Here is an 11588-nt window from a genome sequence, read left to right on the forward strand (position 1 = left end):
TCGTCAGGAGAATTAAGAATGAATAATAATTAACTAAATGGTCTATTTACAGATTTTAGGCTGTTTAATTCTTATTTTTGCCGTTTTTGAACCATCAAAAATTAATTATCCAAGAGGTCTAATGATCATAAATCCTGTTTGGAAGCTATAGGGGGGGCGGCTAGTTCGAGCATTTGTACTAAGATTCCCAATGTGATATGCGGTTTAAATCCAGTACAGCTTATTATAGAAAAGGTTGATTGATCAGGTGGCAATATGGCGCAATTTTCTCGCAAAACTCTACTAACCTTGTTTGCTAGTATATTAGTATTATTATCCTTTTTAGCTCCGGCCCAGGCGCTAAGTTATAATAACCGTAATTTGACCGATAATGACTTTGCGGGGCAGGATTTGCGCGATTCCACCTTCGATCACTCTAATCTGCGCGGTAGTAACTTCAGTCATGCCAATCTAGAAGGAGTGCGCTTTTTTTCTGCCAACTTGGAGGGGGCCGACTTTAGCGATGCCAATATGAGAAATGTGGATTTAGAATCGGCCCGTTTAACCAGAGCCAACTTTACCAATGCCGTTCTCGAAGGAGCTTTCGCCACTAACATTTTAATCAAAGGTGCAATTATCGACGGAGCCGATTTTACCGATGCAATTATTCGCTCCGATGTGGAAAAATATCTTTGTGAGATAGCCACGGGAACTAACCCAGTAACTGGCAGAAATACTCGCGATACCCTGTTTTGTCCCTAATCGCGCTGTCATGACCGATCGAACTAGAGCCAGATCGGCCATAATTGCTGTAAGCTAGTATTCGATTTTTTAACACAACCTTTAGAATAGACTTTCAAGCCAGTCAGTTCGATCGATCAGTCCCCTCTTGGAAAAAGGAAATTGTAACCATCGTGTCCACCAGTACCCTCGGCAATCAAGACAAAGAGCAGAAACCTAGTAGTGACTCGGATAGCTTTTTCCAAGGAGTCTCCAGAGTCGCGGGGGGGACTGTTCTGGGCCTGTTGATGGTATCCACGGCCGTGGTGACGGGGGCTGTGGTAGGATTGGCGATTAGTTACCGCAATCTACCAGACGTCAGGATTTTACGCGGTTACGTTCCCACGGAAACCAGTTATATCTACGATGTTAAAGGCAGACCCCTGACCAGCTTACACGGGGAAGCGCATCGGGAAGTGGTGGAACTCGATCAAATCTCTCCCAATCTAAAACGCGCAGTGATGGCGATCGAAGATAGCCATTTTTATCACCATCGTGGTATTAATCCTAATAGTATCGGTCGGGCAGTAGTGGCTAACTGGAAAAGTGGCGGTGTGGTAGAAGGTGCATCTACCCTCACCATGCAGTTAGTCAAAAATATCTTTCTTTCCCATCAGCGTACTGTTAGCCGTAAATTAGCCGAGGCAGTCCTGGCAGTACGAGTGGAACAGGTTTTTAGCAAAAATGACATTCTGGAAATGTACCTTAATAATATCTATTGGGGTCATAATAATTACGGAGTCCAAACCGCCGCTAAAAGTTATTTTAATAAACCCGCCTCCGAGTTAAATTTAGCAGAATCGGCGATGATGGCGGGAATAATCCAAGCGCCGGAAGTTTATAGTCCTTTTAATAATTATAAAACCGCCAAGGAAAGACAGGCACTGGTTCTCAGTCGGATGCGTACCTTGGGTTGGATTACCCCCGCACAGGAAGAGGCCGCTTTAAAGGAACCTCTGAAAGTGGGTAAACCCACCGCTTGGCAAGAAAGTAAATTACCCTACGTTACCGATGCAGTGGTGGCAGAATTGCGGCAAAAATTTGGCAAGGAAACCCTAACTAAAGGGGGAATGCGGATTCAAACTACGATCGATCTCGACTTTCAAAACATGGCCGAGTCCACCATTCAAAAGGCCTATAATAGCTTGCGTCGTCGCGGTATTCGCACCAAAGACCTACAAATTTCTCTAGTCGCGGTGGATCCCCGCACCCATTTCGTCAAGGCGCTCGTCGGTGGTGTTGATTACAATAAAAGTCAATTAAACCGGGCCATTCAATCCCGTCGTCAACCGGGGTCAGCTTTTAAACCCTTCGTCTATTATACTGCCTTCGCTAGTGGTCGTTTTACCCCTGAAACGGTGGTTAATGATGCTCCTGTCCGTTTTCGTGAGGCCGGTGGCTTCTATAGCCCAAAAAACTACGGTGGCGGCTTTTCTGGTCCGGTTTCCCTGCGTAGCGCTCTGATGCAGTCTCTGAATATTCCCGCAGTTATTCTCGGTCGTCGCGTCGGGATCAATAAAGTCATTGAAGTCTGTCGTCTGCTGGGTTTCGAGAGTCCTTTAATTGCCGTCACTTCTTTACCTTTGGGATCCGTGGATGTGACTCCTCTGGAAATGGCGGGGGCCTACGCTACTTTTGCCAGTAATGGCTGGCATTCCGAGCCTACCTTTATCATGCGTGTTACTGATAGTCGGGGTAACGTCATGCTCGATAATACACCCAAACCGAAGCTAGTTTTAGACCCCTGGGCCACCGCTTCTCTCAATTCTGTCCTACAGGGAGTTATTCAAGGGGGAACAGCAACCTCGGCTCAAATCGGTCGTCCGGCAGCGGGAAAAACCGGTACTACCGATAACGAGAAAAATGTCTGGTTTGTTGGTTATGTTCCCCAATTAGCCACCGCAGTGTGGATTGGAGATGACCAAAATCGCACTTTAGGTAAAGGTATCACCGGTGGTGGTTTTGCCGCTCCCATTTGGCGCGATTTTATGGCACAAGCGCTGAAAAATGAACGAGTAGAATATTTTCCTTCTCCCTCCAAATTCCGCAAACCAACAGTTAAGTAGATGGTTAATCTAATTGGTTTGATCGTAATTTATCGATCGAGTAAAGGTGGCTAGGTTAAAAATGAAACCCACGCTTTGAGCCTTCAGGTTTCCTACGATTAATAGGTAAGTTACCATGAGTACCATCCAAGTTCAAATTCCCGACTCATTACAGAAAAGTTTAGATGATCTAGCGGCTCGTGATGGAATTTCGATCGATCAATTTATCTCTACTGCAATCGCTGAGAAACTTTCAGCGTTGATGACAGAAAATTACCTAATAGAAAAGTCCAAAAAGGGAAGTCGAGAAAAGTATGAGGTAATCTTAACAAAAGTTCCCGATGTCGAGCCAGAAGCCTATGACCGGCTGCCGACTGTCTGACATATCACTGCACCAGACTTTGTGCTAGACTTTGACAAGGCGGGTGAGTTCAACCGTTAGGCTGTCTTTTAATCCAATTAGTTTGATCGTAATTTCATAATATGAGCGAAGTCTTGAATTTGACTGGATTTATTAGAGATGTAAAATATACAGCCTGTCTAACAGAATCTTTAGACAGAGTATGTTTGGAACAATTTGATGTTAATGAATCCAGAGCTTATGGAATTATAGAGGCACAAAATACAGAAGTCGCTTATTCCAAGTGGGTTTCCCCTAAGCGAACCAGAAGTTATCCATTTGCCAGAATTTATAACACATATAATGCATCAAAAATATTGACAATAATACCGATTATTAAAGATGAGGGAAGAGATGGAGACTTAGATAAGCTTCAATATTCTACAGTTTCATGGATGAATTTACTCAATATATATATAGTTCTTGGATACTATGAAAATGCGGAGAAAAGTCAAAAAACAAAACAGGAAAATAAACACAAACTTACCAAACAAAAGTTTAATAATGAATTTATTAAGAATCAAATAAAAGAAATTTTAAATTACAAGCAAAGTGCTTTACATTGGAATAAAAGTTTATTAGAAGAAAAGTTTACTTCGACTTTTCAACAGGCTCTTAATTCTTATAAAAATATCTCTGACAATACTGGTGTTTTTACTCATTCTCAAGCTAGTATGGGACAATATCTAAAAGCAGTTATGCTTGATTTTGAAGAATTCAAAAATATATCTCTAAAAGGCTCTAAAATGGCAAGTGAAAGGGAATCAGTTACAGTACATAAACATGAATATTTAGTCGATGGAAGGAAAGCAAACTTCTGTATTGAAAACTATTTGGGAGGAACTTATTATCTAGCACCAGACGAAATTTTATATATAAAAGATCAATATTACATTCAGGAGTCTAAAAATTCTACAAGGAAGGGGCTGCCAGATTTAACTGATATACAAGATGGTCTTTTTAAATTAATTCTGTATTCCAATATAGACTCCATTAACTTAAACAATCAATCCATAAATTTTGTGTCAAAGTTAAAACTTACAGGTAAAGGTATTAAAGACAAAATTACTTTACCTTGTCAATTGGAAAATCTCGAAAAATTTCTTGTGTTAAACTCGGATAATCTGAAGGAGAGAGAGCAGGAAATAATTAGAAAGCTTTTAGTTGAAGTTCAAACCAATAAAAAGCTCGAAATCGAGATAGGAGCTAATTAGTAAATAAAATGTCAAAAATTAAAAGTCCCTTGCGTTATCCGGGTGGTAAATCCCGGGCAATTAAGCAAATTCTGCCGCAAATTCCTGTCAATATTAGGGAATATCGAGAACCTTTTTTTGGTGGTGGTTCTGTGTTTTTTGCTGTTAAGCAACTCTTTGAACAACAGATAAAAACCTATTGGATTAATGACTTAAATTATGATTTATATTGTTTCTGGCAATGCGCTCAAGAAAATATTGATTTATTGGTAGCAAAAATAACAGAAATTAAACAGAAATATGATAGCGGACGAGAATTATTTCAAGATTTGACAAGGGAAGATTTAAAGTTAACCGACTTTGAGAAAGCGGTGCGTTTTTTTATCTTAAATCGGATTACTTTTTCGGGAACAGTCGATTCTGGTGGCTATTCCCAAGCAGCTTTTACCAGTAGATTTACTGATTCATCGATAGCCAGATTAACTCAAATTGCGCCGTTATTAGCATCGGTAAAAATTACTAACCAAGACTACGAAGAATTATTATTTGCTGAGGGAAAAGAAGTTTTTATCTTTCTCGATCCCCCCTACTATAGTGCCACAAAATCCCGTTTGTACGGTGTAAGAGGGAATTTACATACCAGCTTCGATCATCAACGTTTTGCCGATAATATGCGTCAATGTCAGGCTAAATGGTTAATTACCTACGATGATTGTCCAGAGATACGAAAACTCTTTGATTTTGCCCATATTATCGAGTGGAATCTTCAGTATGGCATGAATAATTATAAACAAGGATCGGCGGCATCCGGCAGAGAATTAATGATCAAAAATTATTAGTGCCAGATTGTAGTTGAGTATTTATCTACCATAATTTAGCCAGCATTATTGATGAAGATTTGGAAAAATCCTCATCGGGTACATCTTATACCATTTTTCAAAAAGTATGTCATACTTGGTAAAGGTATAACTTATGTAGTAAAAAGGCAATGAGTGGAGTCCCTAATATTAATGTTGCTGAGTCAGTAGAAGAATTAAAATCCTTAAGCAATTGGTCAATTCTCACAACCATAGGATTGAATCTTTTCAGAGGTTTGGGTTTTCTCTCAATAACAGAGGGACAGAGGTGGTTAGCTGAACGTTGGGGAAACCTGATAGTTTTATCGACGTAAGAAGCAGAAAAATTAGCTAAATTAACAGGATATAATCTCAGATAATTTCAAGAGAGATAGGCTTTAGTGGCTTGGGAAGAAGCTTTATCAATTTATTCATAATAAATATTGGCAGAGGATTAAATATTAGTTATTGTGACTAACTCTTTTGATTAGAAAAAGATAAACTTGAGAATCTTCGATCAAATTTATTGACTCAAAATCAGCTATACTTAATTTAAATGAATCAACCCTAGGGGGCAGGGGGGATCGAACCTAAAATCCATTTTTAATTTAATTATACCAATTCTCCAAAGTCTGACTACAGAATTTTAATCCCCCTAAATCCCCCTTAAAAAGGGTGACTTAAATTCGATGTGTAGTTTTCATTTAGAGAAATGGTATTATAACCAGCTACTTAGTCATTTCAATTAAGATTGAGAATATCAATCCCAGAGTTCATAAGGATTTTGTCGGTTTAGACTGTATCAGACTTATCTGAAATGACTATAGTCTTGAGATAATATTAGGTCGAGGTCTATTGGTCATGAATTAAACGTTACTGATTGCACTAATCCCCCTTGAGTTTACGCCATAGTGACCGCCCCCCACTGCGATCGCCATCTCCTTTCCTGTGATCAACTTTGACGCTTACGTTTGAAACTCGCACCAATGGCGATCGCCTGTCAGAGCCGATGAGTTGATGGCTGGTGAATGGGGGAACTCGATTTAAGAATCCCCCCCATCAATTTATACCAAATCCGTTGAGCATAGGCTACATATCAGGAGAGGCAAAAGGCAAAAGGGAGAATACATAATCAGTTTTTAATAACTGGATTTAGTATTAGACAAAGAAACTATTGACCGCAATAGTGCCGAGCGCCGGTAAAGTACCCGTTAACCCAGTCAGATTAATCACCAAATCATTAGCACTTTGGAAGCCTGCTGTACCGTTGTTGACAATTAGGTAAGTAGAAGAACTATTGTCCCGCACTAAAGCAGCCCGGTTAGTTCCGAGAGCTTGATTTCCGGCTGTTGCGCCATTAGCATCGGTAAAGACGTTAGTAACAATGGTGTTAATGTTGGTCGTGGTGCTATTTGCCGCCCGGGTAAAAGCGACCGGGGCATTAATGGCCCCACCAGCTTGACTAAGCAGGTCAATCTTATCAGTACCAATAGCAAAATCCGTAACTCGGTCTAGGGCTGCCGAGGTGGACTGACTAAACTGGAAGATGAAGATGTCTGTCCCCACCCCACCGGTTAAAGTATCGATTCCAGCAGCACCATTGAGGCTATCGTTACCAGCGCCACCGATTAGGGTATCGGTTCCAGCAGCACCATTAAGGCTATTATTGCCACTATTCCCTGTAATCTGGTTATTTAAGGCATTACCCGTGCCATTAAGATTACCAGTGCCAGTGAGAAGGAGATTTTCCACGTTGTTGGGAAGAGTATAGAAAATGGAAGCTTGCACGGTATCGGTTCCCTGGTTGAGAGCTTCAATCACCAAATCCCCGGCGTTATTTACCGTATAAGTATCATTTCCGGCTAATCCAGTCATGGCATCTGCTCCAGAAGTACCCACAAGGGTGTCCGGACCAGAAGTACCGATAAAGTCATCATTATTGATGGTTCCAGTGGCAGTAGCGGTGGTAATGGTAGCACCGTTGGTGGCATTGGAGAGGGTGACGGTAAAGTTTTCGTTCAGTTCTACTGCCGTATCCCCCCGAACGTTAACAGTAATTACTTTTGAGGTTTCCCCGGCGGCAAAACTCACGGTTCCTGACGGTAACAATCCCCCGACAAAATCCGTGGCATTGGCGGGATTGCTGCCGCTGCCGGTAACTGCCCAGTTAACGTTATTGGTTCCCGTGGTATTAACCGCACGAGTGACGGTGAAGGTAAAGGCTTTACTGCCACTGTTGCCCTCGGTTTGATTGGCACTGGTGGCGGCAATAGCGAGGGTGGGGATGGCGGGGGTACTCACGGCCCACAACTCCTCACCGTTAACGCCGTTATCGGCAGTGAAGAACAGGGTGCTGCCCACTACTCTCAGATTACGGGGGTTAGAGCCATTGGAACCGGGGCGGATGTCCCCCACCAGAATCGTGCCGGCCGCCGTGCCGTCGCTTTTCCATAATTCAGTACCGTTAACGTCGTCATCGGCAGTGAAGAACAGGGTGTTGCCCACTGCCGTCAGATTGCGGGGGTTGGGGCTAGAGCCACCGGGGTTGATGTCAGCCACCAGAACCGTACCGGCCGCCGTGCCGTCGCTTTTCCATAATTCAAAGCCTTCATTGTCGTCATTGGTAGTGAAGAAGAGGGTGTTACCCACCGCCGTCAGACTGCTGGGGTAGAGACGATAGAAACCGGGAAAAATATCTTTGACCAGAACCGTACCGGCCTCCGTGCCGTCGCTCTTCCACAATTCCCGACCGTTCACGCTGTCATTAGCAGTGAAAAAGAGGGTGTTGCCCACCGCCGTTAGATTGCGGGGGGGGGGAGTAAGAGGAACCGGGAAAAATATCCTTAACCAGAACCGTACCGGCCGCCGTGCCGTCGCTTTTCCATAATTCCCGACCGTTCACGCCGTCACTGGCAGTGAAGAACAGGGTGTTGCCCACTGCTGTTAGATTGCCGGGGCCGGAGCTAGAGGAACCGGGGCGGATATTCTTGACCAGAACCGTACCCGCCGCCGTGCCGTCGCTCTTCCATAATTCCTCACCGTTCACACCTCTGGCACTGAAGAACAGGGTGTTGCCCACCGCCGTTAGATTGTTGGGGTCGGAGGTAGAGTCACCGGGGCTGATGTTCTTGAGTAGAACCGTGCCAGCCGCCGTGCCGTCGCTTTTCCATAATTCTCGACCGTTCACGCTGTCAAAGGCACTGAAGAACAGGGTACTGCCCACCGCCGTCAGATTGCCGGGGCCGGAGCTAGAGTCACCGGGGCTGATGTTTTTGACCAGAACCGTGCCAGCCGCCGTGCCGTCGCTCTTCCATAATTCAAAGCCGTTCACGCTGTCATAGGCCCGGAAGAACAGGGTACTGCCCACCACCCTCAGATTGCTGGGGTAGGAGCCATAGTCACCGGGGCTGATGTCGGCAACCGCAACTGTACCGGCCGCTGTGCCGTCGCTCCTCCACAATTCCTCACCGTTAACGCTGTCATAGGCAGTGAAGAACAGGGTATTGCCCCGGGCCGTCAGATTGCCGGGGTAGGGACCAAAGGAACCGGGGTAGATATCTTTAACTAAAAAAGGGGCGGGGTCCTCGTCAACAATGGTCGCGGTTGCCGTAGATGGAGTGCCGAGAGTAGCTCCGTTGGTGGGATTGGAGAGGGTGACGGTAAAGTTTTCGTTCGGTTCTATCGTTGTATCTCCCCGGACGTTAACAGTAATCACCTTACTGCTTTCTCCCGGGGCAAAACTCACTACCCCACTGGGTAACACTCCTCCGACAAAATCGGCAGCGTTAGCGGGAAAAGTGCCAGTGCCGGTAACTGCCCAGTTGACGTTATTGCTTCCGGTGGTGTTATCCGCACGAGTGACGGTGAAGGTAAAGGCTTTACTGCCACTATTGCCCTCGGTTTGATTGGCACTGGTGGCGGCAATAGCGAGGGTGGGAACTGTGGGACTACCCACATTTAAGGCCCACAACTCCCAACCGTTCACGCCGTCATCGGCAGTGAAGTACAGGGTGCTGCCCACTACTCTCAGGCCCCGGGGGTCGGAGCCAGAGGCACCGGGGATGATGTCGGCCACCAGAATCGTGCCGGCCGCCGTGCCGTCGCTTTTCCACAATTCCTGACCGTTCACGCCGCCATTGGCAGTGAAGTACAGGGTACAGCCCGCCGCCGTTAGATTGCCGGGGTAGGAGCCACCGGAACCGGGGCGGATGTCTTTGACCAGAACCGTGCCAGCCGCCGTGCCGTCGCTCTTCCACAATTCTCGACCGTTAACGCCGTCATCGGCAGTGAAGAACAGGGTGTTACCCACTGCCGTTAGATTGCGGGGGTAGGGACCAAAGGAACCAGGGTTGATATCTTTGACCAGAACCGTACCGGCCGCCGTGCCGTCGCTCTTCCACAATTCTCGACCGTTAACGCCGTCATCGGCCCGGAAGAACAGGGTGTTACCCACTGCCGTCGCAGAGAAGGGGAAGGAGTCAAAGGGACCAAAGGAACCAGGGCGGATATCTTTGACCAGAACCGTACCGGCCGCCCTGCCGTCGCTTTTCCATAATTCCCGACCGTTTGCGCCGTTATTGGCAGTGAAAAAGAGGGTACTGCCCACTGCCGTCAGATGGCGGGGGCTGGAGCCAGATAAACCGGGCCAGATATCCTTGACCAGAACCGTACCGGCCGCCCTGCCGTCGCTTTTCCATAATTCCCCACCGTTCACGCCGTCATTGGCTTGGAAGAACAGGGTGTTGCCCACTGCCGTCAGATTGTAGGGGTAGGGACCAAAGGAACCGGGGTTGATATCTTTGACCAGAACCGTACCGGCCGCCGTGCCGTCGCTTTTCCATAATTCTCGACCGTTCACGTCGTTATAGGCAGTGAAGAACAGGGTACTGCCTACTGCCGTTAGATTGCGGGGGCCGGAGCCAGATAAACCCGGGAAGATATCTTTGACCAGAACCGTACCGGCCGCCGTGCCGTTGCTTTTCCACAATTCCTCATCGCTGGCAACCTGGCTATAGGCAATGAAGAACAGGGTATTGCCCACTGCCGTTAGACCGTGGAGGTCGGGGCTAGAAGAACCGGGGCGGATATCTTTAACCAGAACCGTACCTGCGGCCGTGCCGTCGCTTTTCCACAATTCATCACCGTTCACGCCGTCAAAGGCCCGGAAGTACAGGGTATTGCCCACCGCCGTTAGATAGCTGAGGAAGGAGCCAGAGGAACCGGGGGTGATATCTTTAACTAAAAAAGGAGTTGACATGACTTTTTCCTGAATAAAGGGTGAAAATTAAACAGTTAGGTAGTGGTGCAAAATAAATTTCCTAGTGGAGATAGGCAAGAGGCAAGGGGGGGGTTAGATTTGTGTCATTAATTTTGCTTAGGTACTTAAGCCGGCAAAGAAGGGTATATCTGGCTGAAAAACCCCAGATGTCTGCAAATCCGACAAATCTGAGGTTTCAACAGTGGTAAAAAAGCGGATATTTGTTCGATTCCGTCTTCGTTGGGAGAGAGAATAACAGTGGCGACTTCTGGAATTACTCCAGCTTGGAGACTTTGATAATCGCTAACACCAGCATCGAGGAAAACTACAGTAGCGGTTAAACGCTGATTTCTCACACTATCCACCCGATTAGCTTGACTCAAGCCATCAGATTGAGCGAAATTGAACAAAACATCGTCAACAGCAGGAAAGCTCGGCAACAGGGTAGAAGTCATGACACTGACCGCAAAAGATTAATGCGACTATTTTATGCAAAGAATCCCGAATTTTTCAAGGTTTCTATAACATAAATTAACATTATACAGAAAACGGGTTTCTCAAAGAAACCCGTTTTCTAGATATTAGGATAAGATTATTGGATTCTTGCCAAAAACTGCTTAAATTCTGCGAGAGAATTAGCAGTAGCTGCTAATTTTAGTAGCTCTTCTAAGATAGTAGGGTTAGTCATTTTGCCGATTATCTCTTCAATTTCTGAAGAAATTTGTCCAAACCGCACAGTTAAAACTGTTTTTATGGCATCGCGGCTTTTTTCTAGCACCCCAATTTCCTTACCCTGTTCGATTCCTCGTAACTCCATATTACTCATTAAAGGCATGGTTCTTTCCTCCTCAAATTGTTTGATTTTACTCTCTAAACTTGACTGTAATTCAGGGGATAAAGTCATCATATTGTCGATGATTTCAAACAGTTTACTAAGTAAGGTAGGTATTACCCACCCTACTTATTTATGATGATACTAAAAGACTTCCTACACTCCTCAAAAGAATTTACTATAAGTGCGGCTTTTAACATCTCTTCTAAAACCGAAATAACTGAAGCATCATTGAGACATTGTCCAATATCTCCAGGGATATCGCC

9 protein-coding genes and 1 pseudogene are annotated in these 11588 nt (G+C 45.2%); 6 read left to right on the forward strand and 4 right to left on the reverse strand.

Annotated elements, in window-relative coordinates; translation table 11 throughout:
- Nucleotides 1-255 precede the first annotated feature (255 nt).
- The 6 genes and pseudogenes from IM462_RS10955 to IM462_RS10980 all read left to right on the forward strand — a co-directional run.
- Nucleotides 256-741, forward strand: coding sequence for a pentapeptide repeat-containing protein (locus IM462_RS10955; protein ID WP_287700075.1), 486 nt, complete (start codon nt 256-258; stop codon nt 739-741).
- 152 nt (nt 742-893) lie between these two features.
- A complete protein-coding gene (locus tag IM462_RS10960; RefSeq protein WP_287700074.1) occupies nt 894-2825 on the forward strand; it encodes a transglycosylase domain-containing protein in 1932 nt (643 codons plus the stop codon).
- 115 nt (nt 2826-2940) lie between these two features.
- Nucleotides 2941-3186, forward strand: coding sequence for a YlcI/YnfO family protein (locus IM462_RS10965; protein ID WP_287700073.1), 246 nt, complete (start codon nt 2941-2943; stop codon nt 3184-3186).
- A 101-nt stretch (nt 3187-3287) separates the two neighbouring features.
- Complete coding sequence (locus IM462_RS10970) at nt 3288-4418, forward strand: hypothetical protein (protein ID WP_287700072.1); 1131 nt, start codon at nt 3288-3290, stop codon at nt 4416-4418.
- A gap of 8 nt (nt 4419-4426) precedes the next feature.
- On the forward strand, nt 4427-5236 hold the full coding sequence (locus IM462_RS10975) for a DNA adenine methylase (RefSeq protein ID WP_287700071.1): 810 nt from the start codon (nt 4427-4429) through the stop codon (nt 5234-5236).
- Between the two features lie 203 nt (nt 5237-5439).
- Nucleotides 5440-5568: pseudogene (locus tag IM462_RS10980) on the forward strand (ISAs1 family transposase); the annotation flags it as partial.
- Nucleotides 5569-6391: 823 nt separating this feature from the next.
- Here the strand turns inward: IM462_RS10980 and IM462_RS10985 are convergent.
- From IM462_RS10985 to IM462_RS11000, 4 genes are all read right to left on the reverse strand, one after another.
- Nucleotides 6392-8026: an ELWxxDGT repeat protein gene (locus tag IM462_RS10985; RefSeq protein ID WP_287700070.1), complete on the reverse strand. Its 1635-nt coding sequence runs from the start codon at nt 8024-8026 to the stop codon at nt 6392-6394.
- Complete coding sequence (locus tag IM462_RS10990; RefSeq protein ID WP_287715187.1) at nt 7998-10490, reverse strand: ELWxxDGT repeat protein; 2493 nt, start codon at nt 10488-10490, stop codon at nt 7998-8000. The genes IM462_RS10985 and IM462_RS10990 overlap by 29 nt, the downstream gene beginning before the upstream one ends.
- A 125-nt stretch (nt 10491-10615) precedes the next feature.
- Complete coding sequence (locus IM462_RS10995) at nt 10616-10945, reverse strand: DUF4347 domain-containing protein (protein ID WP_287700068.1); 330 nt, start codon at nt 10943-10945, stop codon at nt 10616-10618.
- Between the two features lie 137 nt (nt 10946-11082).
- Nucleotides 11083-11397: a hypothetical protein gene (locus IM462_RS11000; protein ID WP_287700067.1), complete on the reverse strand. Its 315-nt coding sequence runs from the start codon at nt 11395-11397 to the stop codon at nt 11083-11085.
- Nucleotides 11398-11588 lie beyond the last annotated feature (191 nt).

The organism is Microcystis sp. M144S2, assembly GCF_020246065.1.
Taxonomy (GTDB): Bacteria; Cyanobacteriota; Cyanobacteriia; order Cyanobacteriales; family Microcystaceae; genus Microcystis; species Microcystis ichthyoblabe_A.

What these genes read in the sequence shown, in the direction of transcription:
- IM462_RS10955 (WP_287700075.1), top strand. Translation starts at nt 256, where the DNA reads ATGGCGCAATTTTCTCGCAAAACTCTACTAACCTTGTTTGCTAGTATA.
- IM462_RS10965 (WP_287700073.1), top strand. Translation starts at nt 2,941, where the DNA reads ATGAGTACCATCCAAGTTCAAATTCCCGACTCATTACAGAAAAGTTTA.
- IM462_RS10970 (WP_287700072.1), top strand. Translation starts at nt 3,288, where the DNA reads ATGAGCGAAGTCTTGAATTTGACTGGATTTATTAGAGATGTAAAATAT.
- IM462_RS10975 (WP_287700071.1), top strand. Translation starts at nt 4,427, where the DNA reads ATGTCAAAAATTAAAAGTCCCTTGCGTTATCCGGGTGGTAAATCCCGG.
- IM462_RS10990 (WP_287715187.1), bottom strand. Translation starts at nt 10,490, where the DNA reads ATGTCAACTCCTTTTTTAGTTAAAGATATCACCCCCGGTTCCTCTGGC.
- IM462_RS10995 (WP_287700068.1), bottom strand. Translation starts at nt 10,945, where the DNA reads ATGACTTCTACCCTGTTGCCGAGCTTTCCTGCTGTTGACGATGTTTTG.
- IM462_RS11000 (WP_287700067.1), bottom strand. Translation starts at nt 11,397, where the DNA reads ATGATGACTTTATCCCCTGAATTACAGTCAAGTTTAGAGAGTAAAATC.